This is a genomic window from Microbacterium halimionae (genome assembly GCF_011761265.1).
GTDB classification, from domain to species: Bacteria; Actinomycetota; Actinomycetes; order Actinomycetales; family Microbacteriaceae; genus Microbacterium; species Microbacterium halimionae.
Genome location: NZ_JAAOZB010000002.1, coordinates 477783 through 504649 on the forward strand (window position 1 = coordinate 477783; position 26867 = coordinate 504649).

The 26867-nt window shown below is 63.4% G+C and carries 21 protein-coding genes and 1 tRNA gene; 16 read left to right on the forward strand and 6 right to left on the reverse strand.

Features of this window, described 5'->3' with window-relative positions; translation table 11 throughout:
* Window positions 1-14 precede the first annotated feature (14 nt).
* Window positions 15-87 (forward strand) — tRNA-Leu (locus tag FHS06_RS09970).
* Window positions 88-284: 197 nt separating this feature from the next.
* Here FHS06_RS09970 and FHS06_RS09975 read toward each other — a convergent pair.
* Both FHS06_RS09975 and FHS06_RS09980 read right to left on the reverse strand, forming a co-directional pair.
* Window positions 285-3185, reverse strand: coding sequence for a TIM-barrel domain-containing protein (locus FHS06_RS09975; RefSeq protein WP_167048890.1), 2901 nt, complete (start codon window positions 3183-3185; stop codon window positions 285-287).
* A gap of 19 nt (window positions 3186-3204) precedes the next feature.
* Window positions 3205-6573, reverse strand: a complete 3369-nt coding sequence (locus tag FHS06_RS09980; RefSeq protein ID WP_167048892.1) for a TIM-barrel domain-containing protein — start codon at window positions 6571-6573, stop codon at window positions 3205-3207.
* Window positions 6574-6743: 170 nt separating this feature from the next.
* Here FHS06_RS09980 and FHS06_RS09985 point away from each other — a divergent pair, with 170 nt between their 5' ends.
* From FHS06_RS09985 to FHS06_RS10025, 9 genes are all read left to right on the forward strand, one after another.
* Entirely contained in the window at window positions 6744-7973 is a 1230-nt protein-coding gene (locus tag FHS06_RS09985) for an ROK family transcriptional regulator (RefSeq protein WP_208388145.1), read from the forward strand.
* Complete coding sequence (locus FHS06_RS09990; protein WP_167048897.1) at window positions 7970-8917, forward strand: carbohydrate ABC transporter permease; 948 nt, start codon at window positions 7970-7972, stop codon at window positions 8915-8917. The genes FHS06_RS09985 and FHS06_RS09990 overlap by 4 nt, the downstream gene beginning before the upstream one ends.
* A complete protein-coding gene (locus FHS06_RS09995) occupies window positions 8910-9725 on the forward strand; it encodes a carbohydrate ABC transporter permease (RefSeq protein ID WP_167048899.1) in 816 nt (271 codons plus the stop codon). Before FHS06_RS09990 ends, FHS06_RS09995 begins: the two co-directional genes overlap by 8 nt.
* Window positions 9726-9766: 41 nt before the next feature.
* Window positions 9767-11014 carry an ABC transporter substrate-binding protein gene (locus tag FHS06_RS10000; protein ID WP_167048901.1) on the forward strand — a complete coding sequence of 416 codons (1248 nt, stop codon included), beginning with the start codon at window positions 9767-9769 and terminating at the stop codon, window positions 11012-11014.
* A gap of 91 nt (window positions 11015-11105) precedes the next feature.
* Window positions 11106-12230, forward strand: a complete 1125-nt coding sequence (locus tag FHS06_RS10005) for a glycoside hydrolase family 15 protein (protein WP_167048903.1) — start codon at window positions 11106-11108, stop codon at window positions 12228-12230.
* On the forward strand, window positions 12227-14461 hold the full coding sequence (locus FHS06_RS10010; protein ID WP_167048905.1) for a glycoside hydrolase family 31 protein: 2235 nt from the start codon (window positions 12227-12229) through the stop codon (window positions 14459-14461). Before FHS06_RS10005 ends, FHS06_RS10010 begins: the two co-directional genes overlap by 4 nt.
* A gap of 263 nt (window positions 14462-14724) precedes the next feature.
* Complete coding sequence (locus FHS06_RS10015) at window positions 14725-15957, forward strand: type III PLP-dependent enzyme domain-containing protein (RefSeq protein WP_167048907.1); 1233 nt, start codon at window positions 14725-14727, stop codon at window positions 15955-15957.
* Entirely contained in the window at window positions 15954-17267 is a 1314-nt protein-coding gene (locus tag FHS06_RS10020; protein WP_167048909.1) for a D-arabinono-1,4-lactone oxidase, read from the forward strand. The genes FHS06_RS10015 and FHS06_RS10020 overlap by 4 nt, the downstream gene beginning before the upstream one ends.
* Window positions 17268-17350: 83 nt before the next feature.
* Window positions 17351-17920, forward strand: coding sequence for a LemA family protein (locus tag FHS06_RS10025; RefSeq protein ID WP_167048911.1), 570 nt, complete (start codon window positions 17351-17353; stop codon window positions 17918-17920).
* Here FHS06_RS10025 and FHS06_RS10030 read toward each other — a convergent pair.
* Window positions 17917-19146, reverse strand: coding sequence for a winged helix-turn-helix domain-containing protein (locus FHS06_RS10030; RefSeq protein ID WP_167048913.1), 1230 nt, complete (start codon window positions 19144-19146; stop codon window positions 17917-17919). The genes FHS06_RS10025 and FHS06_RS10030 overlap by 4 nt on opposite strands.
* Window positions 19147-19206: 60 nt before the next feature.
* Here FHS06_RS10030 and FHS06_RS10035 point away from each other — a divergent pair, with 60 nt between their 5' ends.
* A complete protein-coding gene (locus FHS06_RS10035) occupies window positions 19207-20394 on the forward strand; it encodes an AI-2E family transporter (protein WP_167048915.1) in 1188 nt (395 codons plus the stop codon).
* On the forward strand, window positions 20391-21617 hold the full coding sequence (ilvA, locus tag FHS06_RS10040) for a threonine ammonia-lyase (RefSeq protein WP_167048917.1): 1227 nt from the start codon (window positions 20391-20393) through the stop codon (window positions 21615-21617). The genes FHS06_RS10035 and ilvA overlap by 4 nt, the downstream gene beginning before the upstream one ends.
* A 25-nt stretch (window positions 21618-21642) precedes the next feature.
* Here the strand turns inward: ilvA and greA are convergent, their stop codons facing one another.
* Entirely contained in the window at window positions 21643-22134 is a 492-nt protein-coding gene (greA, locus tag FHS06_RS10045; RefSeq protein ID WP_167048919.1) for a transcription elongation factor GreA, read from the reverse strand.
* A gap of 84 nt (window positions 22135-22218) precedes the next feature.
* A complete protein-coding gene (locus FHS06_RS10050) occupies window positions 22219-22614 on the reverse strand; it encodes a DUF4307 domain-containing protein (RefSeq protein ID WP_167048921.1) in 396 nt (131 codons plus the stop codon).
* 67 nt (window positions 22615-22681) lie between these two features.
* On the opposite strand from FHS06_RS10050, the gene FHS06_RS10055 reads away from it, so the two are divergent.
* Window positions 22682-22996 (forward strand): hypothetical protein, encoded by a 315-nt coding sequence (locus FHS06_RS10055; RefSeq protein ID WP_167048923.1) that lies wholly within the window; start codon window positions 22682-22684, stop codon window positions 22994-22996.
* Here the strand turns inward: FHS06_RS10055 and trhA are convergent.
* Entirely contained in the window at window positions 22993-23664 is a 672-nt protein-coding gene (gene trhA, locus FHS06_RS10060; protein ID WP_167050266.1) for a PAQR family membrane homeostasis protein TrhA, read from the reverse strand. The genes FHS06_RS10055 and trhA overlap by 4 nt on opposite strands.
* Window positions 23665-23821: 157 nt before the next feature.
* On the opposite strand from trhA, the gene FHS06_RS10065 reads away from it, so the two are divergent.
* The 3 genes from FHS06_RS10065 (at window position 23822) to FHS06_RS10075 (ending at window position 26693) form a co-directional block, all read left to right on the forward strand.
* Entirely contained in the window at window positions 23822-24610 is a 789-nt protein-coding gene (locus tag FHS06_RS10065; protein ID WP_167050267.1) for an isoprenyl transferase, read from the forward strand.
* Window positions 24611-24638: 28 nt separating this feature from the next.
* The gene (locus tag FHS06_RS10070) at window positions 24639-25121 is read left to right on the forward strand and encodes a GNAT family N-acetyltransferase (RefSeq protein ID WP_167048925.1); all 483 of its coding nucleotides are present in this window, start codon (window positions 24639-24641) and stop codon (window positions 25119-25121) included.
* Window positions 25122-25376: 255 nt separating this feature from the next.
* Window positions 25377-26693, forward strand: a complete 1317-nt coding sequence (locus tag FHS06_RS10075) for an RNA 5'-3' helicase PhoH2 (RefSeq protein WP_310734802.1) — start codon at window positions 25377-25379, stop codon at window positions 26691-26693.
* The last annotated feature ends 174 nt before the right edge of the window (window positions 26694-26867 follow it).

Below are 26867 nucleotides of genomic sequence, written 5' to 3' on the forward strand. Positions count from 1 at the left end.
CCGTAGTTGGTGATGCCCCCGTAGCCCAATGGCAGAGGCAGGCGACTTAAAATCGCTCCAGTATGGGTTCGAGTCCCATCGGGGGTACTGCAAGAATTGGCGCTGAGAAAATTGTCTCCGGTGATACGGCCCCCATCAGTTTTCGGCTGATGGGGGCCGTTCGCTGTCTAGCCGCTGTTGTCGGAGGCGAGTCCGCCTGCATCCGAAGTGGTGCCCTAGTATTGTCCGCTTCGGCGAGGCGGCGGCAGCAGCCTGCGTCTGCGAGGCTCGTGTGCGCCTTTACCTCAGAACGCCCCAGTGGTTATCCCAGCTGTACCGTACGGCGGAGTGACGAGAACGTTGTTATCACCTGACTCCCACTCATCCGCAGTGCTGGGGAACCCGGCCTCCTGACGCTTGATGCACTTCCATTCGATCGTGGTAGACGGTGGCAACCCCTCGATGACGCCGGTCCACGTCGGGTAGCCGCTGGGGTTGAGCTTCACGGCGCTGGAGGGTGACCAGTTGCCGAGCTGCGCGATGCTGCCCACCGCGTAGACCGACTGGCCGAACGTCGTACTCGCGTTCTCGCAAGCGAAAGTGGCCCACGACGCAGCTTGGCCCAGTGTGAACGAGAACGTTTTAGCGCTTGTTACCGTGCTGCTGGCCGCTTTTGCCACCACGAGTCCGCTTCCGGCGTTGTACCAACCGCTGGAGGCGGCGTCGAATGCCGCCTTGTTGGCGCGCTGCGTCAGTGCGCTGCCGCCTAGTGTCACTGCCGACGCTTGGCTGCCGTCGGTCACCAGCTCGACGACCGTGGGCCGTGACGATGGTGCGCCGTTGTAGGCGCCCGACGAGGTGCCGACAGTCACCGCCACGGTGCTGCCCGAGATTGCCTGACTGATCTGCGTCGTGCGTACCGCGCCGCTCTCGTAGGCCGTGGTGGCACCGTCGTCTTCATAAAGGGTGAAGTCGCTCGCGGTGTCATCGGCGTACACAGTGGCGATCAGCTCGTCGTGAACGGTCGTGTCAGACCGTTTGCCGGTGATGTCTTTCGTCTCGGCATCGACGAACGCCTTCGGAATGATCGCCCCCGAGCGCGCGTACGCAGGAAGGGTAAACACGCCGTTGCGCCACAGCGGAACGTCTTCGATCCACTGGCCGGTGCTCGCGATGCGCTCGTTCGTGTGCACGTCGACCCAGTCGCCATCCGGCAGGTAGACGTCACGCTGACGCTCGCCTTCCGCCGCGGCGATCGCGACGAGCAGGTCGCGACCGAGCATTTTCTGGTGCCCCATCTCTCGCACGGTGTCATCGTTCTGGTAGTAGTACACGAGCGGCGGAGCCAACGGCTCTCCGTACTGGTTCGCCCGGTGAGCGAGCGAGTAGTAGTACGGCGCCAACTCATACCGCCGCTGCAGGTTCTCGAGGTTGCTGGCCTCGTCGCCGATGGCGTCAGGACTCGTCTCGAGGCAGTTGCAGAGGTTCTCGGTGTGCGGACGCAGCGGAGTGTCGAACCAGGCGCTGTTCGCGAACCACTGCGTATAAAGCTCGTCTTGATCGCTGTCGAGCATCTCGCGGCGGAAGCCGCCGACATCCGAGCCGTAGTAATCGATGCCCGACATCGACATGTGCATCTGCGCATTCTGCTGCGAGGCGAGAGCCTTCATCGTCGAACCGATGTCAGCCGACCACATCGCCGTGCCGTGCCGCTGGATGCCGCCTGCCGCGGCACGCGACAGCATGAACGGGCGTGCGTCTTCATCGTTGCGCTCGTAGCCGTCGGCGATGCTCTCGGCCCACAACAGGTTGTAGGCGTTGTGGTAGTCGGCGTGCGCGTTCTTTCCGGGGATCACGCCGGCTGTCCAGTCGTTCGCGTCATACATCTCGGGCTCACCGAGGTCGAGCCAGTGACCCGTCACGCTCTCGTCGACCAGGTGCTGGCGCTGCTCGTCATGCCATGCGGCACCCGCCGCCGACTGGGTCCAGTCGATCATGCCGCCCTTGCCCCACCAGGGGTTGCCGGTGAGGTAGACCGGTGCGCACGTGGCGCAGCCCGACCGAACGAGGTAGCCGTCGGTGGCCATGTCGGCGTGCTCGGGAAGGTTCTTGCCGATATAAGACTCCTCGATAGGGATGACACCCACGCCGTCGGCTGAGAGCGACGCGATCTTCGACGCGGGGGAGGGGAACTTGCTGGTGTCCCAGTCGAGTGTCCCCATCCTCGTATCGTCGGAGTTCGCCGTGACGCCACCGAACCACTGCACATCGAGCATCACGCCGTCGACCGGGAAGTCGGCCGACCGCAGGCCCGAGATCGTGTTATCGACCTCGGCCCAGTCGTCGTAGCCGAACTCTGACACCCATAGACCGAACGCCTTCTTAGGCGGCACGGGTGGTGTGCCGGTGAGCTCCATGTAGTCCTGGCGCAGGTCCGGGAGGTCTGGGCCCGACATCACGTACCAGCGCACCTGGTCGCCCCACGTTCGCATCGTCCACGGGTCGCCCGTGAGGTTCCACTCCTGCTTGTAGAGCTGGTCGACGAACAATCCGTGGTTGGCGTTGTCGTCACCGACGGCGAACAGCACCGGGATCTGCGTGTTGCCCACCGGGCCGTTCTCGGCGTCGTAGACCATCGCATTGCCGTACGTGCCACCGGGTGTTCGGGTGCGACCCACCCAGTCGCCGTCAGAACTGGCGCCGGTGAAGAACTGCTGGCCGAGGCCGTAGGCGTTCTCCATCGACGACTTTGTGATGTTCAACCCCTTCCACGCTTGACTGAGATCGGCGGGGCACGACGTCTGCAGCACCAGCTCAGGAGAGCGGGTGATGTCCGTCGTCGTCACACAGAGCGTCGTGGGAGCAACCGACACGCGCAGATCGGAGGTCTCAATGACCGAACCGGTCAGCGAATACACGTCGGGCCCGGCGTAGTCGGTCTTATCGACTTGAGGGGTCGTCAAGAGCGCGTTCGACGTGCCCGGAGGGGTGCCGCCGCCAGCGAGCTCGAAGTGCACGAGGTCGTCGTCGAGCACCTCGACCACGAGGTAGCTCGACCCCGCGGTGAACTGGGCCCGCTGCGCGCCGAGGGGTGCCGCAGCCGCCGGGTCGACGTCGTAGACACCCCCGACCGAGGTGAGGGTCGCGGTCGCGAGAGAGGCCGCGACGATGACAGCGACGCGTCGTCGCAGAGGAACGGTGTGCATATGTGAGTCCTTCGTGAGGTCAGCGTGCGAGCACGAGGTTGTCGAGGTTGATGCCGCCCGAACTGTCGCTGCCGTACTCGATGCGCACGGTATGACGGCCGGGAGACAGGGATGCGGCGATGGATGCTGTCGTCCACTGATCCCACGAACCACCAGACGAGGGCAGCGAGAGCGTGTCGACGACCGTCCCGTCGACGCGGACGGTGCGCACGGCGGCCGTCGCGGCGCCGTTACTGTAACGGAAGCGCAGCTGGTGTGTGGCGCTCGCATCGGCCCACACGTCGAACTGCACCGCATCCCCGTTCGTGGCGAAGCCGTCGACGAAACCGTCACCCGTGTAGCCGGGGTGGTCGGTGTTCGTGTTGACGGCCGTCTGTGTGGCGAACTCCGCCTCGTACGCCGCCTTGTCGACGCCGTTCAGCACGATCAACCGGGTGGCCGTGCTCATGCCGACCTTCACGAAGGTGAGCTGCTGCACAGCATCCCAATACCAACCGGTACCCGCGGCCGCCAGTGCGCTCACTGACCCCACCTCGGTGAGAGTCGACCCCGCCACCGTCACGGTGGCGGGTTTGGTACCCGACACCTGGTACGTCGCGGCGGCGGTCAACGGCGGTGCAGAGACCGTGACCGTGCGAGCGACGCGGTCTGACGCGACAGAGATCGCGCGGTGCGCATCGGCCGAATCCTCGAAGTAGTCGTAGCTGCTCGAGGCCGCCGGGTAGATGCGGAACGCGAGGTTGTCGTACACGTCGACATCGTTGCCGATCGTGCCGCCCAGCTCGTACGCGTCGTTCAGGTTGAGCGGGATGACCGCACCCGCCTTCGCGTAGACGGGGATGCCGTCGGTGCCGGCGTAATACTGCTTCACGCCCGCGCCGGTCGCCGGCCCACCGTTCCAGAAGTCGTACCACTCGCCCTCGGGCAGGTACACGTCTTTCACCGTCTGCCCCTGCGTTGTGATGGGCGCCACCAGCAACTGCGAACCGAACATGTACTGCTGGTCGGAGCCGGCGGCGGCCGCGTCGCCCGGGAAGGCGAGGCTCATCGCGCGCATCATCGGCACACCCGTCGTCGCGCTGTCATCCGCCTCGGTGTAGAGGTAGGGGATGAGGTTCATGCGCACGTTGGCGAACTTCGCGAATGTCGGCACAACCGAGGTGTTGCCAGTGCGAGACTGCACGTTCCACGGTGTGCGAGCCTCGGACGGGCTCGGATCCGACTTCTCGGAGTGGTATTGCATGATCGGCGAGAACGCGGCCTGCGACGTCGAACGCAGGTACAGCTCGGCGGTGGGGAACGAGCCGGTGAAACCGGCGAGATCCCACGCCCAGAACGGCACGCCCGACTGCCCGGCGCTGAGTCCTGCCCGCACGGCTTCCTGGAAAGCGCCGAACGTCGACGCCTGGTCGCCGGCCCAGAAGATCGACTGGCTCTGCCCGCCCGACGTGCCCGCACGGCTGAAGATCGTGCCGTCGCCGCCTGTCTCCTGTTGCACGTAGTCGTTGTAGGCGCGTGTGTACTCGTTCGGATAGGCGTTGTGCATCTCGTCGCCCCGACGGCCGTCGGCCACCTGCAGGTCGCGTCCGAACAGCGCCTCGCTGCCGTCGGTCTTGAAACCGTCGACGCCCAGGTCGAGCAAGTACTGGCGCTTGTTCATCCACCAGTCGGTTGCGGCCGCGCTCGTGAAGTCGGGAACCGTGCTGTCACCGAACCACTGCCCCGTGGGGATGCGATAGGGCTGGCCCGCACCGTCTTCGACGAGGTAGCCCTGCGACTGCGCGTAGGCCTTATCGTTGATGTGCTGCTGCGGGGCCTCCGACGGGTTCGAGGTGAAGCTCTCCTTCAGCACCGGAATCTGCCAGAGGATGACGCGGATGTTCTGGTCGTGCGCGTCGGCAATCATCTGCTCGGGATCGCTCCACGCACCGCCCGTCGGGAATGTCAGGTCGTTGTAGTCAAGCGCGCCAGAGCCGGCGGCCGGGGTGTACTGCGCGTCTTTCCAGAGGTAGAAGGTGGCCTCGTCGCTCCACTGCTCGAGCACCAGTGCGCTGTGCGGAATGCCGGAGTTCTCGACCTGCGCGAGCCAGGCGTCGACCTCGGCTTGGGTGTTCCACTCGTTCGCCGAGCCCCAGAGCCCGAAGGCCCACTTGGGAGGCAGCAACGGCCGTCCAGTCTCGGCTGTGTAGTCGTCGAGCATCGCCGTCTGGTCGCCGGTGAAGATCTGGTAGGTCAGCGTCGAGTCGAGCGCGCCGCCCGTGTCGACCGTGAAGCCGGCCATGTCGGTGCGGTACGTCGCGAGGTTGAAGATCGCGTAACGAGTGCTCGGCACGTGCACGCCGTAACCCGCGGAGTTCGCGAAGTAGGGAACCGAGTAGTAGGTGCGACGCGTCGCACCCTGATCCTGGTACTGGTTGTAGACGTAGTTGTGCACGTCGGTGCCACGGTGGTCGAGCCGGTCGTACCGCTCGCCAAAGCCTTCGAATCGCTCACCAGTGGGCGTCAGATAGTGGTCTTCGATCTTCGTCACGGTCGTCGCGCCGTCGCTCGCCCAACCGATGTTGCGGAAGGTGGCGGGGTCGTACTGCCGGGTGATGAGGGTCGTGCCGTCGCCCTTGTAGACCGAGAGTCGGTAGGGATTCTTGTCGATGCGCAGGACGAGCTCGGAGGTCGAGATCGTGAGCTGCGATGAGCCGTCCGTCACCGAATAGCCCGACACACCGCTGAGGTCGAGACCCGCGCCGTTCGGGGCGATCTGCACGTCGAAGCCATCGAGACGGGGGAAGGCGAAGCGCACCTTCGGTGTGAAGTCTCCGGCGCTGTCGCCCGTGACGATGTCGATCGAGGTGCCGTTGTCGACATATGAGACCACGTTGGTCACCGTGCTCCACGACGTCGTGGCGAAGGAGAAGGAACCGGTGCTCTTCTGGCCGCTGCCGTTCACGTCGGCGTTCACGGTGTACTCGACGACGTCGCCGCGGGCGAAGGTGCCCAGCTCGAGCCTCCAGTAGGTGTTGTTGCCCGAGTTGTAGTCGTAAGCGGCGCCCTTCGGCGTCTGCGTGACACCGTTCAGCGACCAGGTGACCCAAACTGACTGGCCCGATGCGATTGGCCACGTGGTGGCGCGCACCGTTACATTCTCGCCCGCCATCGGATCGCGCGGCGCGCGCTCCGTGGGCTCGGTCGCGTAGAGTTCGTCGGCGCCATGGGGGTCGTGGAACACCCCGTCGAGGCCGGCCGCCTGAGCCGGAGTCGCGGAGAGCAGCGTGAACACCAGGGCCGCTGCGACCGCCAACGCCACACCCGCGATACGTCGGCGACCGGTCAGCCCCGCCTGTCGCGGCGGGTAAGCAGTGCCTCTACGAGGAGCGTGAACCGGTTCAGACATGGAAACCCCTTTGTTCAGGTCTGTAGTTAGTGACAAATATGTCGTGGGTTCTCGGGTGTGTCAAGGTTCTTTCGAGCACCGATTAGCAGCACGAAACCCGAGAAGCGTTCGGCTTGACGTCCATGCGCAATCCCCTTACTCTTTATTTAATTCTGAACAAAGAGGTTTCCTTGACCCAGTCCACCGCACGCGCCGACGTCATGCGATCGGCCGTTCTCGCTCACATCGGCGCGAGCGGTCCGACCTCTCGCGCCGACCTCGCCCGCGAGCTCGGCGTCTCGCCGGCGCTCATCACGCAGCACACCCGACAGTTGATCGCGGACGGTCTGCTCGTCGAGCTCGAGCACAGCCCCTCGCAGGGCGGACGCCCCGCACGCCTCCTCGGGCTCGTCGCCGACGCCGGCCGCGCCATCGGGGTGAAGATCGTCGCCGACCACATCACTGCGGTGGAGGTCGGCATCGACGGCGCCGTCGTGCGCTCGGCCACCGAGCCCTTCGACGCTGCCGCCGGCACCGCCGTCACGCGCCTCGGCGAAGTGCTGCGAGGCTTTATCGCCGGGGGCGGCGACGCGCCCCTGCTTGGCGTCGGGGTCGGCGTTCCCGGCAACGTCGACGAGCAGGCCGTCGGCACCGTCGACTCGACGCAGCTCGGCTGGCTGCGGGTGCCCCTCGGGGAGGCACTGCGACGAGAGCTCGACCTGCCAGTGCTCGTCGAGAACAACGTCAACGCCCTCGCCATCGCCGAAGCACTGCACGGCCAGGCCCGGGGGCACGAAAATGTGATGGTCATCACTATCGGAACCGGCGTTGGCGCAGGGCTTCTCAGCGATAGCCGTGTGCTTCGCGGTCGAAGCGGCGGCGCGGGCGAAATCGGGCATACCCCCGTTCAGGAAGACGGACCCCTCTGCCAGTGCGGTGGCCACGGCTGCCTCGAAGCGCTCATCGGTCAGAGCGCCCTCGTCACGCAGGCGCGTGAGCGCGGCCTCATATCGGCAGACGCCGGTATCCCGGTGCTGCGCGGTCTGGCCGACGCGGGCGACGAAGGTGCACAGCAGCTTTTCTCGCGCGCAGGCCATCTGCTCGGCCGCGTGCTCGCCGGAGCGGTGAATCTGGTCGATCCCGAGATCGTGATCGTGCTGGGCGAGGGCGTAGAGGCGTGGAGCCACTGGTCGTTTGGTTTCGAACCCGCCTTCCGCGAGGGCCTCATACCCCGAAATCGCGCCGTGCCCGTCGCAGTCGAGACCTGGCAAGACGACCGATGGGCGCAGGGCGCCGCATCCCTCGTGCTCTCCACCCCGTTCGACGCGCAAGGTCAGTCGGGCGAGCAAGGACGCCTCGTGCGCGAGCGCCTCGCTGTCTCGCGCACGGCGACCCCCGATGCCGGGCTGGTGAAGGAATGACGCTGACCTACCGTCCGGTTCCGGCGACCGAGGGCCGCGAGGCGATCGAGAACCCTCCCGTTCGCCGCCGAAACAAGAGGGTGCGCTACGCACTCACGGTGCTCGTCTTCCTGCTGCCGAGCGCGCTGCCGCTCGCCTTCTTCACGATCTACCCGATGTTCGGCGCCCTGTGGGCAAGCTTCCACAAGTGGAATTTGCTCGCACCGATGCAGTGGGTCGGCATCGATAACTACATCTCCCTGGCGCAAGATCCCATGACGCAGCGGGCGTTCTTCAACACCTTCTACTACCTCGCCGGCTACCTGCCGCTGGTGTTCGTGGGTGGTCTCGCTCTCGCTCTCGCTCTTAACGAACGCATCAAAGGGCGCAACATACTTCGTGGTGTCTACTTTCTTCCGGTCGTCACGAGCTGGATCGTCGTCGCGCTCGTGTGGCGGTGGCTACTCAACCCTTCGGTTGGCATCGTCAACGCCATGCTCGGCGTCTTCGGTATCGATGGACCGGGATGGTGGACCGACCCGGCCTGGGCTATGCCATCGATCATCATTGCCTCGGCGTGGAAAGACCTCGGCTTCGTCATGATTATCCTGCTCGCAGGTCTGCAGGCGATCCCGCAGGAGATGTACGAGGCGGCGAAGGTCGACGGCGCCGGGGCGTGGCGGCGGTTGTTTAACGTCACGTTGCCGCTCCTGTCGCCGTCGACGTTTTTCGTCGTCGTAATCTCGCTGATCAACGGGTTCCAGGTATTTGACCAGGTGTACGCGATGACCGGGGGCGGTCCCGCGGGAGCAAGCACAGTAGTGGTGCAGCAGATTTTCGACCTGACTTTCCGCTACGGCGCGGCAGGCGAAGCATCCGCCCTGTCATGGATGCTCTTTGTGCTCGTGCTCGGCGTCACCGTTGTGCAGATCATCGGCCAGCGAAAGTGGGTCACCTATGCGTGAGAACACTCAGCGCATCGCGCTCACTATCGTGCTCATCATCGGGGCACTCGTCATGTTCTTCCCTTTCCTGTGGACGCTGACGACGTCGCTCTCACCGGGGGCGGGCCTCGACGCTACGCCGCAGCTCATCCCCAAAAATCCCTCGTTCTCGGCCTACCAGACACTGTTCGCGGAGCTGCCGTTCGCCCGCATTATCGCGAACTCGCTTGGGCTCGCTGTGGTTACCGCGCTGTTGCAGATCGTGACGAGCGCGCTCGCCGCCTACGCGTTCAGCCGCCTGCCGTTCCGCGGTCGCGGCGCCGTCTTCGCGCTGTACTTGGCGACGATGATGATCCCGATCCAGGTGTTGATCGTGCCGCTCTTCGTGCAGATGCGGGACCTCGGCCTCGTCGACACTTACTTGGGTGTGTTGTTGCCGAGCGTTGCAAACGCGTTCGGGGTTTTCCTGCTCCGTCAGGCGATGAACGCTGTGCCGCGCGAGCTCGACGAAGCGGCCACCCTCGATGGTGCCGGGCATTTCCGCATCTTCGGCACGGTGGTGCTGCCACTGGTCGGCCCGTCGATCGCGACGCTCGCGGTGTTCGCTTTCATGAATAGCTGGAACAGCTTCCTCTGGCCACTCATCATCCTGCGATCAAGCGAATTGCAGACCCTCCCGCTCGCGCTCGCCGGCCTGCAGGGGCAGTACACCACTCAATGGGACGTCATGATGGCAGGCTCTGTCGTCAGCATCCTGCCCATGCTCGCCATCTACCTGTTTGCTCAGCGCTTCGTCATTCAGGGCGTCGCGTCGAGCGGCATCAAATAACCCGCACCTCACCCGTAATTCACTATCAAAGGAGATACCACATGGCTCACACAGCACGCCTGGTCGGAGTCGGCATCGTCGCCGTCGCTGGACTCGCCCTCGCAGGATGCTCCGGCGGCGAAACGCCTACCGGAGACGGACCCATCACCATCACGTATACCAACTTCACCTCCAATGGTGGCAACGAAGCGAACCTGCAGAAGATCATTGATGCCTTCGAAGCTGAGAACGATAGCGTTACCGTCGAGGTCACGACGCTGCCCTATGCTGACTACTTCACGGCACTCCAGACCGACCTTGCAGGCGGCACGGTGTCTGACGTGTTCGACATCGAGTTCGCGAACTACGCCGCTTACCAAGAGAGCGGCGTGCTCGCGCCGATCGAAGGTGTCGACACCAGCATCTATCAATCGACCCTCGCCGACGCGTACGCTACCGACGGCACCCAGTACGCGCTGCCCAGCTCATTCTCGAATGTCGTGCTGTTCTACAATGCCGACCTCTTCGATGCTGCAGGCATCGAGTACCCGACGTCGGAGTGGAACTGGGAAGACGAGCAGGCCGCTGCCGAGAAGCTGACGGATGCTGCGGCTGGCGTCTGGGGCGACTATCAGCCCATTAGCTACAACGAGTTCTATAAAACCGTAGCTCAAGCTGGTGGCGAGTTCCTCAGCGCAGATGGTTCATCGGTCGAATTCAACTCGCCCGAGGGCGTTGCCGCCGCTGAGTGGCTGATCGGTAAGAGCGGAACGACGATGCCGACGGCCGAGCAAGGCGCGGGCACGCCCGACTTCGATAGCACGCTGTTCGCCGACGGCAAGCTCGGGATGTGGCACACCGGGATCTGGATGTTCGGCAGCCTCGCTGACACCACCTTTACCTGGGATGTCGCCGTTGAGCCGGGAGACTCCCAGCACGCGAGCGCACTGTTTTCCAACGGTGTCGCCATCTCCGCGGGTTCGAAAAACATCGAAGCGGCCACCACATTTGCCGACTTTCTGACGAGCTCGCAGACGACCGTCGACGTGCGGCTCGACGCCGGTTGGGAGCTCCCACCCATCGCCGACCAGGCAGCTCTTGAGCCGTACCTCGAGAAGACGCCCCCGACGAACCGCCAGGCCGTATTCGACTCGCTTGAAGAGGTCGCTCTGGCACCGTCGATCGGGGAAGGTCAGGCAGAGATGCAGGACATCGTCACTGAAGAGTTGACCGAAGCTGCAGCCGGTCGCAAGAGCGTCGAGCAGGCGTTAACCGACGCTGAGGAACGCGTCGCACCACTGCTCGGCTGACGCGTCGCGTGGGTCCCGGCCCTCGGCCGGGACCCACGGCGGTCGCTTCGGCAGACTCCCCTCCCGCATTTTCTTCTTACAGGAACGACACATGACCACGACACCCGGCGTCGACCTCGACGCGCTTCTCGACCGTTCTCGCGCCATCATAACGACGCTGCAGCAGCCGAACGGCGCCTACCCCGCGTCGCCGACGTTCTCGGCCTATCGCGGGTATTGCTGGCTGCGCGATGGTGCTTTCATCGCCGACGGCGCATCGGCCGCTGGCGAGGTCGCTTCGGCGTCGGCATTTTTCGACTGGTGCGCGATGGTCGTCACACGCCACGGCTCGCGCATCGACGAAATCGTGACGGCTGCTGCCGCGGGCACCCCGTTGCCTGACGATCGGATGTTACCGGCACGTTTCAATTTCGACGGGTCGCTCGGCGACGAGGACTGGTGGGACTTCCAGCTCGACGGCTATGGCACGTGGCTATGGGCCGCAGCGCAGCACGCGTCGCGTCACAGCGTCGACCTGAGCCGGTGGTCGGATGCGGCAGCGCTCACAGTCGATTATCTGCTGAGCTCGTGGCAGCGCCCGTGCTTTGACTGGTGGGAGGAGCACAGCGAAGAAGTGCATGTCTCCACACTCGGCTGCGTCGCCGCCGGCTTGTCTGGCGCCGCGGACGCGGGTCTCGTCTCTGGCGAGCGTGCGACACGCGCTCGTGCGGGTGCCGAGCGCGTGCGTGCCCGGATCGAGGAATCGGGGGTAGTGGGTGGGCACCTGGTCAAGTGGTTCGGATCAAGGGACGTCGATGCCAGCCTCAGCGCCCTCATTGCGCCGCTCGGCGTGATCGACGCGCGTTCCGAGCTCGGCGCAATGACGCTGCGGGCGGTCTCAGCAGATCTCGAGGCTGATGGGGGAGTGCACCGTTTCCGCGCCGACACCTTCTACGGCGGCGGCCAGTGGCCGTTGCTGTCGTGCTTTCTAGGGCTCGCCTACGCTGCATCCGGGGACAGTGAGTCCGCGCGCAGGTTGCTCGACTGGGCAGCCTCGACAGCGAGCGAGGATGGGACGCTCCCCGAGCAAGTCGCGGAGAGGCTCCTCTCTCCCCAACACCAGCAAGAGTGGATCGACCGGTGGGGACCGGTCGCGAATCCGCTGCTGTGGAGCCACGCCATGGTGCTGCGTCTTGCCGCCGAGCTCAGCGCCGGCCGCGGTGAGGTCGCCGCATGATCCGGCACCGCCCGTCTGGATCGGGCCATCCATACTCCGATGACACCGAGCAGCGCTCGCCTGTGCAGCCCGTCGCTGGTGAGCCGTTGCGGATTGGCGCACGTACATCCTCTGACGTGGAAAACGTCACGCTCGAGTTGCGCATCGACGGAGGTGGCGTCCGGGAGGTGCCCCTCGACCGTGTCGCACGGTCGTCGCGCGGGCAGGCCGTCGACGGCGGGCACCTTGCATCGGCGCAGGCGCGCACCGCCCGATCGACGGGTGGGTGGGAGGTCGTGTTCGATACACCCGACGCCGGCAGCGCGATCGAGTATCGACTCGTCGCGATCGCGGCGGACCGCCCGCAGGCGACGCGGTGGTTCCGCACACGCGCGGCAGGGTGGCGCCCCGCGCCGAACGGCGCGCTGGAGGTCGATGGGAACGCTGTCGAGGTCGATGTCGACAGCATCGACGTACTCGACGACGGCGAGAGGATCCACCGCATTCGCTTCGCTGTGCCTCTGCAGCCCAGCGAGCACGTGTCCGGTTTCGGCGAACGCTACGACGCGCTCGACCAACGTGGGGAGGCACTGGATTCAGTTGTATTCGAGCAGTACAAGAGTCAGGGTGAGAACCGACGCACCTACCTCCCGATGCCGTTCGCGCATGTCGTCGGAGGCGAAGGGTGGGGATTCCATGTGCGCACATCGCGCCGCGTGTGGTTCGACGTCGGGCGCTCGTACCCCGATCGTCTGGCTGTGGAAGCCGAGGTCGACGCAGCGGCGGGAGAGCAACGCGTTCTGAGTCTCGGGCTCTACGCCGGCCACCCGACCGCAGTGCTCGAGGCCTTCGTCGCAGAGACGGGACGGGCGCAGGCCCTGCCCGACTGGGTATTCGGGCTGTGGGCGAGTGGGAACGAGTGGAACACGCAGGCCGAGGTAGAGCGTCAGATGGCGCTGCATCGCGAGCACCGTATCCCGGTGCGAAACGTCGTGATCGAGGCGTGGAGCGACGAGGCGACGTTCACCATCTTCCGCGACGCGGAATACACCGTGCGCGAAGACAGCACACCGATGCGATTGGGTGACTTCGTGTTCCCCGCAGAAGGTGCCTGGCCCGACCCGAAGGGCATGGTCGACGACCTCCACTCGCACGACGTGCGTGTGCACCTATGGCAGATACCGCTCATGAAGCTGCGCCCCCACCCGAAGGGACAAGCCGCCGCTGACGCCCGCGCGGCGATTGAGGCTGGAGTGCTTATCCGAGAGACCGCGCCGGGTGGAGACCTGCGCCCTTACCGAAACCGCGGCTGGTGGTTCCCACTGTCGCTGATGCCCGATTTGACCGACGAGCGCTCCGCTGATTGGTGGACAGAAAAGCGCCGCTACCTCGTGGAGGAAGTGGGCATCGACGGCTTCAAGACCGACGGGGGTGAGCATGCCTGGGGAAAGGACCTGGTCTACCTCGACGGGTCGAGCGGTGCCGAATCGAACAACCGCTTTCCTGTCGCGTACGCGGCCGCCTATGGCAAGTTGCTGGCCTCGGCGGGTAAGGAACCGGTGACGTTCAGTCGCGCTGGCTTCACGGGGTCGGGCGCCCATGGTGCGTTCTGGGCCGGCGACGAGAACTCGACGTGGGATGCGTTCCGATGGTCGCTGCTCGCTGGACTCTCCGCGAGCTCTTGCGGGATCGTCTATTGGGGGTGGGACATCGCGGGCTTCTCGGGACCGATCCCCGACCCCGAGCTCTATCTGCGCGCGATGGCGGCGAGCGTGTTCGTACCTATCATGCAATATCACTCCGAGTTCAACCATCACCGGCTGCCTTCCAACGACCGAACGCCGTGGAATATCGCCGATCGCTTCCACGACCAGACCGTGATCGATGAGGTGCGTGCGCTCGTCGAGCTGCGAGAGCGGCTCGTGCCCTACCTCGCTGCTTCCGCGGAGCGGGCGGTCAATGCATCCGTTCCTCTCATGCGTCCCCTCTACTTCGATCACCCGCTTGACGAGCGGGTGTGGGACATGCCGGTGCAGTGGATGCTGGGCGACGCGCTACTTATCGCGCCCGTGCTCGAGCCCGGTGCTCTCTCGTGGCAGGTGTACCTGCCAGCGGGAGAATGGGTGGATGTCACCACCGGGGTTCGATTCGAGGGCCGCCAAGTGATCGATGTCGATGTCGCGGAGCGCGCGAGCGTGCCGGTGTTCGTCGCGTCACAGAACTGGGAGGGGCTGCGCGCAGTGTTCGAATGAGCTGAGGAGCGCGTCCGTCGCGCGCAAGCACATCGTGTCGGGGCTGACACTGTGGGACACGGTCATCGGCGCACTGGGCGCGCAAAGAAAAATCTCCGTGGCGCCGGCAAGACTGATTTCGCCGCACCTGACAGGTGTTCGACCGTCCCAGGCTGCTTGTGTCGCGAGAGAAATGGGCTATTCGTGTTTCGCGTTCTACAGGATGTCCGGCAGCATCGCCGTATGGTGAACAGAGCACCGTCTCGACGAGGAAGCGTGGTGGTATGAGCATCGACATGCTGACATCGGCCCCAGGCCCGGCAGAGCCCTGGCGTCGACCTGAGGAATTTTGGGGATCGCTTAGCGCCGCAGTCGCTGATGTCTCCGGTCCCGTCGCGGTGCTCGACCTTGGTGCGCTGCGCTACAACGCACTCGACATGGTGGTGCGATCGAGCGGCGTGCCGATTCGCGTCGCCAGCAAGTCGGTGCGCGTGCGAGAAGTTGTCAACGCAACCCTGCGGTTGCCGGGCTATCACGGCATCCTGGCTTTCACTCTGCCCGAGGCTCTCTGGCTCGCCGAAGATCACGACGACGTCGTGCTGGGGTACCCAACGGCAGACAAAGCGGCCCTCCGGGCGCTCATCGCGAACGAGCGAGCCGCCGCGCGCATCACGCTCATGGTCGATGACATCGCACAGCTCGATCTCGTCGACTCACTCGTAGCGCCCGACAAACGACCCGCTCTACGACTCGCGATCGACGCGGATGCCTCATGGCGCTCGAGCGCGATGGGGCATGTGGGCGTGCGCCGATCGCCTCTTCACGAACCGCACGAGGTCGCCGCCTTCGCACGGAAGATCGCGGTACGCGATGGCTTCACGCTCGTGGGCCTCATGATGTACGAAGCGCAGATCGCCGGGCAACCAGACGCTGCGGGCCCGGCCGACCCCGTGATCAGATGGATGCAGCGGCGCTCCGGCGCCGAACTACTCGAACGCCGCGCGGCAATCGTTGAAGCAGTGTCTTCCGTATCTCCACTGGAATTCGTGAACGGCGGAGGGACGGGTTCGCTCGAGCTCACGTCATCCGATCATGCTGTCACCGAAGTCACCGCGGGCAGCGGCCTGTTTGCCGGCCATCTCTTCGACCACTACCGCGTGTTCTCGCCAGCGCCGGCGGCAGCCTTCTCTCTCGAAGTGGTGCGAAAGCCCACCGACGACATCGCGACAGTGCTCGGCGGTGGGTGGATTGCATCGGGGCCACCTGTTGCGTCGCGTCAGCCACTGCCGGTGTGGCCAGAAGGACTCCACACGCTCGCGCGCGAAGGCGCGGGCGAAGTGCAGACACCGTTGCAGGGGCCAGCTGCTCGTTCGCTGCGCGTGGGCGATCGGGTGTGGTTTCGACATGCGAAAAGCGGCGAGCTTGCCGAGCGAGTCGATCGCTACCAGCTCGTCGAAAACGGCGCGATCGTGGGAGAGGCGCCGACCTACCGCGGTGAGGGAAAGGCGTTCCTGTGACGCGGCCCGGGGGAGTGTGGCACAACTGGGCGCGAACCGCCGAGGCACGACCGCAGCGCGTCGAATTTCCCACCAGCGTCGGCGCCGTTCAGCGCGCCGTGCGCGCCGCTGCCACACGGGGTCTTTTCGTCAAGGCGGTTGGAGCTGGCCACAGCTTCACCGATATTGCGGCGACCACCGGAGTGCTCCTCGACCTAGCAGACCTCACCGGCCTCATCGCGATTGACCGTGAGCGGGGTCGCGCTACTTTTCGAGGCGGCACCCGGCTTCGTCAAATTCCGAGGCTGCTCGCACCCTACGGGCTCGCGATGGCTAACCTCGGTGACATCGACCGGCAGACGATCGCGGGCGCAATTTCTACCGGCACTCACGGTACCGGAGCCGACTTCGGCGGAATCTCCACTCAAGTTGTCGGAGTCAGAGTCGTCACTGCCGACGGCGAGATCCTCACGGTCGACGAAGAACAGAACCCTGAGCTACTGCCCGCTTTTGCGCTCAGTCTCGGAGCCCTCGGAGTCATTGTCGAGGTCACGCTGCAGTGTGTGCCGGCATTCGTGCTGCATGCTATCGAAGCACGTGAACCATTGAACGCTGTCGCGCAGCGCATCGAGGAGCGCGCATCGGCGGCCGATCACTTTGAGCTGTACTGGTTTCCCCACACCGATATCGCGCATACGAAAACAAACACCCGGCTGCCCGAGAGCGCGCCGCGGCATCCGTTGCCGAAAGTTTCGAAGTGGCTCGATGAAGAGGTGCTCTCGAACGGCGTGTGGGGTCTCGCGTGTGCGGCGGGCACCGCGATGCCGGCCATCGTCCCGCGTCTCACGCGATTTGCCGCTGCGTTTACTGGATCCCGCGAATACACGGATGCTTCCACCCGCGTCTTCACTCAGCACAGGGGTGTCCGCTTCGTTGAGATGGAGTACGCAGTGCCGCGAGCATCGCTGAACGCGGCCTTTGCTGAGGTACGGGCCGCGATCACGCGAAGCCCTTGGCGCATTTCATTTCCCCTTGAGGTACGTGTTGCGGCGGCGGATAACCTGTGGCTGTCGACGGCTCACGAACAAGACTCCGGATATATCGCAGTGCATCGCTATTGGAGGGAAGATCCGGGGCCGTACTTTCGTGTCATGGAGGAGATCTTCCTCTCGCACGGTGGGCGCCCGCACTGGGGAAAAATGCACACGGTCGGTAGCGACGTGCTGCAGAACCGCTACCCACGGTTCGATGACTTCGTCGCCGTGCGCGACCGCCTCGATCCGAAGCGACATTTTCAGAATGCGTACCTTGCACGTGTACTGGGTGAGTAGTGACTGAGAGTACGGGCCTCGACCGAGGTCTTGACGCGCCCGCTCGATAGAATAAACACCTATCGTGAACGGAGTTTCAAGCTATGTGGGAATGGCTTATCCCGGTCCTTATTGTTGTTGTACTGCTGGTTTTGGTCGGCGTATATCTCTGGGCCAGCTACAGATCGCTCGTGCAGCTCAACGCTCGCGTTGATGAAGCATGGAACGACATCACGGTGCAGTTGACCCATCGCGCGGATGCTGTGAATAGCCTTGTGGAAGCTGTCCGCGCTTATGCTCCGCACGAGCGCGTGGTGCTCGCGCAGGCAGCCGATGCGAGTGCAGAAGCCTCAACGTCGCTGACTCCGACCGAGGCCGGGGTTGTTGAGGGCAAGCTGCAGCGCACAGTTGTGCCGCTGTTCTCCGCGGCAGAATCCTACCCGCAGCTCCACTCGAGCCATGACTTTCTCCAGCTTCAGCAATCGCTCGCTGAAGTCGAAGACAAAATTCATGCCTCGCGTCGCTTTTATAACGGTGGCGTCCGCGAGCTCAACACGAAAATGAATGTTTTTCCTGCGAGCATGTTTGCCCGCAGACTTGGCTGGGACTCACGTGAGTTCTTCGAGGTCGTTGGTGGCTCGAACGTCTCCGAGCCGCCGCGAGTTCAGTTCTAGCCGTGGCGAGCAGCGCGCGGTAACGCTCGCGCGAGATCAGCCGTTGCGTCGCCCCAGCTCGATACCGACACATTTTCGAGGCCTTGCCACGCCGCGGCTTCGTTGAGTACGCCTGCTGTTCGTTCGGCCCAGCGAGGCTCCGGAGGGCCTTCCCACCACGCTGACTGTACGAGCAACGTCGAGCGTGCACGATCTGCCTTGAGGTCAACGCGCGCGACGATTCGATCGTCGATGAGCACGGGCAAGGAGTAATAGCCGTAGATTCGCTTCTGCGCCGGCGTATAGATCTCAATCCGGTAGTCGAAGTTGAAAAGCCGTGACGCACGGTCCCGAAACCACACCATCGGATCGAACGGCGTGAGAACCGCGGCGGCATCGATGCGTCGGGGAACTGACGCACGAGCATCCATCCATGCCGGAATTGGTTTATCGCGGGACTCCCACCCGTCAACAGTCACGGGTGTAAGGGTTCCTCCCTCAACGAGGGCATCGAGAGATTCCGTGACAGCGCGACGATCTTTAATGCGCCAGTAGTCCGCGACGTCTGCGGCCGTCGCGACACCGAGCGCACGCGTTGCGCGTTCCACGAGCCGCAGTATCGCCTCATCGCGTGGCACGGTCGCATTCATGACTGCGGGAGGGATTAGCTGCTCAGCAAGGGCGTACCGGCGCTCGAAACCCCGACGACCAGCGATCGCGACGTCGCCACAGAGCCAAAGAAGCTCGAGTGCACGCTTCACATCGCTCCAGCCCCACCAGCTGCTCTTTCGAGAATGCTCCACGTCAAATTCAATTTCTGCCGGACGAAGAGGCCCTCTCGCTGAAAGTTCGCGATAAACCCACTCGACCACTTCAGGTTTTGAGGAGAGCCAGGCATCGGGACCATCACGGTAGCGCGCGCGCATGTCGCGCATGCGAAAGTTGAAGAGCGCCCAGTCCTCGATGGCGATGAACGCGGCCATATGCGCCCAGTATTCGACAAAGGGTGCGCGTTCTTCGAAGAGCAGCTGGTCAAGCTGGGCGCGGTCGTACGCTCCCAAACGAGAGAACATCGGCATGTAATGCGAACGCGAAAACACGTTCACCGAATCGATTTGCACGGTCGCCATACGTCCGAAAGCGCGACGGAGATGCTCTGCCGTGACGCGATCGGGGCGGGCGCGTCCGAAGCCTTGCGCGGCTAAGGCGAGGCGCCGAGCTTCTGCTGCACTGAGGGTCTGTCTCACCCCGGAAGACTACGGGTGAGCGCCGACACCGTGTGTCAATAGCGCAACTAGACTGAGCGGGTGACCGGTTCTGACGACAAGCGGCGCGGTGCATTTCTCGAGGCACTGCGAGGCAGAGTGGTGAGCACCGAGAGCTCGGAAGTTGTTCCACGGGGTATGAGGGTAGCGACTGCGTTCGCCTGGCGACTGCTCGTCATCGCTGCGGCCGTTGGCGTTGGAATCTGGCTGATCATTCAGCTCAAGCTTCTTGTCATCCCATTGCTCGTTGCGATTCTTGTCACGGCGCTGCTGTGGCCGGCTTTCACCTGGATGCTTCGTCATCGCGTGCCGCGCTGGGTCGCTATCGTGATCGCGCTCGTCGGTACTCTCTCGATTGTCTCTGGCTTGCTATGGCTGGCCGGCTGGCAGGTAGCACGCCAATGGTCGTCAGTGCAGGATCGAACGGTCGAGGCAACAGGTCAGTTTCGTGACTACTTGATCCAGGGGCCCCTTCACCTCACGGCTCAAGATATCGACGGCATCCTGAGCCAGATCGTCTCTCTTGTGCAAGAGCAGGCCCAACTGTTGTTGTCGGGGGCACTCGCGATCGGCAGCACAGTGGGGCACGTGGCCACGGGTTTTCTCCTCGCCATCTTCATTTTGCTCTGCATCCTCGCTGACGGAGGCGGCATCTGGCGCTGGACCACGCGTCTCTTTCCTCGAGCTGCGCGCCCCGCTATCGACCATGCCTCTCGGGCCGGCTGGGTGACTGTCGTGAACTATGCACGCACACAGATGCTCGTCGCAACGATCGACGCGGTGGGTATCGGCTTGGGCGCATTCTTTCTGGGCGTACCCCTCGCGGTACCAGTCGCCATTCTTGTCTTCCTCGGTGCCTTTGTGCCGATCGTTGGTGCGGTTGTGACGGGCGCCGTCGCTGTATTCCTTGCTCTCGTTTACAACGGACCCTGGATCGCGCTCTGGATGCTCGTGGTCGTGCTTGCGGTGCAGCAAATCGAGGGCCACATCCTGCAGCCGATCCTCATGGGTTCCGCCGTCAAAGTTCATCCCCTCGCTGTTGTGCTGGTGGTGACCGGGGGCGCAATGATTGCAGGCATCCCCGGCGCCCTATTCGCGGTGCCGCTTTCGGCTTTCGTGAATGTGGTCGCAGTTTCGCTTGCGAATAAATCGTGGAAGACGGGTCACGACCCAGCTTCTGCTGACCTCATTTGGAGCACTGTTCCCCGGCAAAGGAGGCCCAGCCGATGACGATCCCCACACTTGCTGATTTCGAGGATGCCGCGGCCACGCTCCGCGGCATCATTACGCGAACGCCGCTTGATGAGTCTTTGCACCTGTCCGAGGTGCTTGGTGTGCCGGTACACCTGAAGCTCGAGAACCTGCAGCGTACTGGCTCATTCAAGATCCGTGGCGCCACATACCGGCTCTCCCGCCTGACCGAAGAAGAGCGAGCTCGCGGCGTCGTTGCAGCCTCTGCCGGAAACCACGCTCAGGGCGTGGCGCTTGCCGCGCAGCGACTCGGCATCGCGGCGACGATTTTCATGCCTCTGGGTGTGCCTGTTCCGAAGCTGCTGGCAACGCGAGGCTACGGCGCCGAGGTCATTCTGGAGGGTGCCACGGTCGAGACACCGCTTCGCCTCGCCGCGGAGTTTGCCGAGCGCACCGGTGCTGTGCTCATCCACCCGTTCGATCACCGCGACATCATCGTCGGTCAGGGAACGCTGGGTCTTGAGCTATTCGAAGATCTGCCCGACATCGACACGGTCGTGATGGGAATTGGCGGCGGAGGCTTGATCGCTGGCGTCACCGCAGCGATCAAGGCACGTGCCGCCGCCGTGGGGCGCACTGTGCGTGTTATTGGAGTGCAGGCGGAGAACTCCGCACCTTACCCATCGTCGCTCGCAGCGGGCTCACCGCTGCAGATAGAAACGCTCCCAACCATCGCGGACGGCATCGCTGTCGCACGCCCGGGCGACCTCCCGTTTGAGATCATCAAAGAGCTCGTTGACGAGGTCGTCACAGTCACCGAAGACGACATCGCTCGCGCGCTGCTCGTGCTGCTTGAGCGTGCAAAACAGGTTGTCGAGCCAGCGGGCGCCGTGGGCGTCGCTGCGATGCTCGCGGGCAAAGTGGTGCCCAAGGGGCGCACAGTTACTGTGCTCTCTGGGGGCAACATCGATCCGCTGCTTTTGCAGCGTGTCGTCGCGCATGGGCTTGCGGCATCCGGTCGCTATATGTCGCTACGCATTCCGCTGCCCGACCGCCCCGGTCAACTGGCCCGCGTATCTGAGCTGCTCGCTCTCGTCGGCGCGAACGTCACTGAGGTGCTGCACACCCGTCACGGACAAGGCATGCAGATCAGTGAAGTGGTGCTTCAGCTCAGCGTGGAAACCCGCGGTGAAGAGCACCGCGCTCTCGTCATCACCACATTGAAAGAGGCAGGGTTTTTTCCCACGGTCGTCGCAGACTAAGCGATGACGCAGCGACGAGGACTGGCTACTGACCCGAGTAGGTTTCGACCTTGACGACCTCTACTGAGATCTCGCGCCCATTGGGTGCCGTGTAGCTCGTCTTCGTGCCTTCGCGCTGGCCCATGATCGCGGCGCCCAACGGAGAGGCCTCGCTGTAGACGTCAAGCTCGCTGTCAGCTGCGATCTCCCGGTTTCCGAGCAGGAAGACTTCTTCGCCACCTGCAACGATCGCCGTGACGACTGTGCCTGACTCGACGACGCCGGAGCTCTCCGGCGCCGTGCCGACCTTCGCGTCCTTGAGGAAGCTTGTGAGCGTGCGAATGCGGGCTTCTTGCTTTCCCTGCTCATCTTTGGCGGCGTGGTATCCACCGTTTTCTTTGAGGTCGCCTTCCTCGCGGGCGGCTTCAATGCGCTTAGCGATCTCTTCGCGGCCCGTCGTCGAGAGGTACTCGAGTTCGTTTGCAAGACGGTCGTAGGCGTCCTGAGTGAGGAACGTTTCAGGTGCGTCTGCAGACACGGCTGTCTCCTTCTTTGGGTACGTCGGCTAAAGCTAAACGCCCCGGCTCTTGCCAGGGCGTTCGTCGACTTCGTTCCCGATAGGTTACGACACCCAGCAAGAGTTGACAAACCCGGTCGTGGCTTGATCAAGGGTCGGAATGGTCTCGGTGTAAGAATGCGTCGCGTCAGTGGATGCCTCGTACTCGACGATGCGCCATCCTACGATTCCGTGGTCCTCGTCTTGTGCTTCGATGGCGCACGCGACAGTCGCACCTACCTGAGCCGTCACCTGGAATCGCACATCCACCTGGTGTTCGCTGACGAGGCTGTAGCCCGTGTCGACAGCATCAACTGTGTCGAAAACGCCACTTACTGCGCCCCAAGCAAGGCAGCCGAGCGCTGCGATCGCGACAACGCTGCCGGATATATAGGCGCCTCTCCTGGCTGCCGACAAACGGCCGCGACCGTATCTAGCATCGAGTTTTTCTTGCGTCGTCATGCTGTCTCTCACAGGGGGAATAAGCTATAACTCTACGCTATGCGCTTTAGCGCGAAACGAGGAAAACATGCCCTTCGCGGTCGCCGCGGTACTCGCGGCTGCGACGCCGAGTCCGTCATCCACTCTGGACCCGGACCTCGTCACCCCAGGACCTTGGGGCTTTGCCGCCATAGCGTTCGTGGCAATCGCCGTGATGCTGCTCGTATGGGACATGCTCCGGCGAATCCGTCGAGCTCGCTACCGATTCGAGGTGGGCGAAGATCTCGACGCTGAGCAAGCTGAGGCCGAGGCGCAGGAGAAAGCCGACAGTCACAACGACAGCGCGGCAGCTGAGCGCACCGAGGTCGATGACACGGACGGGTCAAAGCCCGGTTCTGACTAGCCGTTGTAGGCGGGCTGCAGCGCAATCAAGAGGCATGCGGTCCAGTGGCAAAGAAACGCCAGCACCGTGCACACGTGAAAGATCTCGTGGAAGCCGAACTTTCCGGGCCAGGGATTGGGCTTCTTCATCGCGTAGACGATCGCCCCACCCGTGTACAAGAGTCCGCCGACGATGACCAACACCATCATGGCGGGGTTCGCATTGAAGAGATCGACCATGTACATGACGGCCGCCCATCCGAGCACGAGGTAGAGCGCCACGTAAAGCCACCGCGGAGCGTTGATCCAGAAGACTCGGAACAAAATCCCGAGAACCGCGCCTGACCACACGAGGCTGAGCAGCAGTATGGACTTGCTGGGCGGAAGCGCAAGCACTGCGATCGGGGTGTAGGTCCCGGCGATCAACAGCAGGATGTTGGCGTGGTCTATTCGCTTGAGTACTGCTAGTGTCTTCGGGCCCCAATCGAAGCGGTGGTAAAGCGCGGAGTTTCCAAAAAGCAGAAGCGACGTCGCCATGAATACCGCAGACGCCCACTTCGCAGCCGCACCGTCAGCAAGCACGATCAGCACGATTCCCGCGGCGATTGCTACTGGAAACGTGCCGGCGTGAATCCACCCTCGCCAGGTCGGCTTGACCTCGACGATCGCATCGACGTGCGCTGCCTCCATGAGGGGGAGCTCAGGAACCGGAATGTCGGTCGGGCGAATTTTGGGGGCCACACAGCGAGCCTACGACCAGCGGTATGCCGTGTCGCGCACGTAAGGCCGTGAGATTACCTTGCACACGTGTCTTCCGGCTTTGACACATGCAGGCGGTAGCGTAGTGATCGTGAAAACGGGCTGGTCAAGTGAGGGGAGAGGCCCCCTCTACCGCTTGTACATCGCGCGGTTGCGGCGGGGTCTCACGCCAGAGACAGTGCCGCGTCACGTCGCGATGATGATCGACGGTAACCGGCGCTGGGCGCGGCAGCTTGGTTTTGACTCGGCGGCGCACGGCCACCGCGCTGGCGCTGCGAAAATGCGCGAGTTCTTGCGGTGGTGTGACGACATCGGTGTGCGTGTCGTGTCGTTATATCTCCTCTCCAACGACAACTTGCGTAAACGCGATACTCAAGAGCTTGCCGATCTTCTCCAGATCATTGCGGACCTCGCAAATGAGCTGTCGCACGAAAACAACTGGCGTGTGCATCACATGGGTCGCTCCGACCTCTTGCCGCCGGACCTCGCCGACGTCGTCTCGGAAGCCGCGGAGCGCACTAAAGGGCACACCGGCCTTCACGTGAACCTGGCAATTGGCTACGGAGGCCGCAGCGAAATCGTGCATGCCGTCCGCAGTATCATCGCCGAACACGACGGGGTCGGCGGCTCTCTCGAAGAGCTCGCTGAGAACCTCACTCCCGAACAAATCGGCGAACACCTTTATACGGGTGGTCAGCCTGACCCGGACCTCGTTATCCGAACATCGGGCGAGCAGCGTCTCAGTGATTTTCTGCTCTGGCAGAGCGCTCACAGCGAGTTCTATTTCGTTGAAGCGCTCGGCCCGGACCTCCGCGAAGTCGATTTTCTGCGAGCGATTCGCGATTACGCCACAAGAGACCGTCGATACGGCAGCTAGCACGTTACCGCTCGATAGGCTGAGTCGTATGGCTCGCGTGCATGCCGAATCCGCTGCTTCACCTCCGGCGCAGATTCTTCTCAGGGAGTATTTGGCGTTTCGCATCGAGAGATTTCCGGGCGGAGGTTACCGGCCCGCCCCCGCTGATCCGAGCGCGTTTGTCGCGCCGTTGGGCGTGTTCCTCATACTCACCGACGACAACGGGGGAGAAGTCGGATGCGGCGGTGTTCGCCGCATCCAGATACCAGGTGAGAGCGGCGCTGTCTGTTTCGAGATAAAGCATCTCTACGTGCGCGATTCCGCGCGCGGAACAGGTGGTGGTGGCATGCTTCTCGCAGCTCTTGAGCAGAACGCGCGAGAACTGGGCGCAACCGACCTGGTCCTTGATACTCACCATTCGCTGGATGCTGCGGCGCGGCTGTACGCGAGGGCCGGTTTCGCGCCTATCGCGGCGTATAACGACAACCCCAACGCGACGGTGTGGCTGCGCAAGGTGCTCGCGAAGAGCTGACTCACTCATCGACCGTGGAAGCCGCTCGCTCGACTCTTGGAGTTAACGGAGCTGTAACTCACAAAAGGGCGTGTCGGCATACGTCCGTGACAATTGCGGCGTAACTTCTGACTCATCGGGCAAGGAGCCCGATCGGGTCGGCCTCCAGGACTGCGACTCGTGGCCCACAGGTCGACTTGCGATAACCGGGATCGTGTCCCGGGTCGGGAGCGGGTTGTGACCACACAAGAAGCACAGCAGCGACAGCACGAAGCCATTCACGAGAGCGCCGATCTTGATCAAGATCTGCGCTCTTATGTTTTGGATACGTCGGTTCTCCTCAGCGATCCCCGGGCGTTCTTCCGGTTCGCAGAGCACTCGGTCGTTATCCCGGTCGTCGTGATCACCGAACTCGAGGCAAAACGACACGATGCCGAACTCGGCTATTTCGCACGCCGAGCACTTCGTCATCTCGACGAGCTTCGCGTCGAACATGGCCGACTCGATTTTCCTGTGCCGGTGGGTAGCGGCGGCACGCTTCGCGTCGAACTCAACAACACGGATGTCTCGGTGTTGCCGTCGGGAATGCGTCTCGGTGATAACGACACCCGCATCCTGGCTATCGCCATGCACCTCATGAACGGCGGTCAAGAAGTCACGATCGTTTCGAAAGACCTTCCGATGCGAGTCAAGGCAGCCGCTCTCGGAATCACGGCCGAAGAGTATCTGGCGGAGCAAGCTGTAGATTCGGGTTGGACAGGCATCGCGACGATCGATGTTGCGGGGGATGAAATCAGCGATCTCTACGAGACCGAGATTGGCACGAGCGAGTCGGTACGTGGTCTCCCTGTCAATACTGGCCTTGTCGTCCACTCCGAGCGTGGTTCGGCCCTGGGCCGCGTCACAGGCGACGGTGAGTATGCGCTGGTGCGCGGTGACCGCGAAGCATTCGGCCTGCACGGTCGTTCTGCCGAACAGCGCATCGCCATCGACCTGCTGCTTGACCCTGAGGTTGGCATCGTTTCACTCGGTGGCCGTGCCGGAACTGGCAAATCGGCGCTCGCGCTCTGCGCAGGGCTCGAAGCTGTCTTGGAACGGCAACAGCAGCGGAAGATCATCGTCTTTCGACCGCTCTTTGCCGTGGGCGGTCAGGAACTCGGTTTCCTTCCGGGCGACGCGCAAGAAAAAATGAATCCGTGGGGTCAGGCAGTTTTCGACACCCTGGGTTCGATTGTGTCGCCGAACGTCGTGGAAGAAGTGGTTGAGAGAGGGCTGCTCGAGGTGCTGCCACTCACGCACATTCGTGGACGTTCGCTGCACGACGCGTTTGTCATCGTTGACGAAGCCCAATCGCTCGAAAGGAATGTTTTGCTCACTGTGCTGAGCCGCATCGGGCAGAACTCCCGCGTCGTGTTGACTCACGACGTGGCACAGCGCGACAACCTGCGCGTCGGTCGGCACGACGGCGTCGCCTCTGTGATCGAGACGCTTAAGGGTCACGGGCTGTTCGGGCACGTCACGCTGTCGCGTTCGGAACGGTCGGCGATCGCCGCGCTTGTCACGGATCTTCTCGAGGCAGGCGAGCTCAGCTAGAAAAGGCCAAGGCGAGTGGTGGATGAGAGGTTTCTCATCCACCACTCGCCTTGCTCTCACAAAAGTCATTCATGATCTAGATGTGGCGAAAGTCACACTCCTCCGACGTTTCCCCCAAGTGCGTCGGAGAAGTTTTGAGAGGACGCCGTTTGCCCCGGTAGCGGTAGCGAAGCT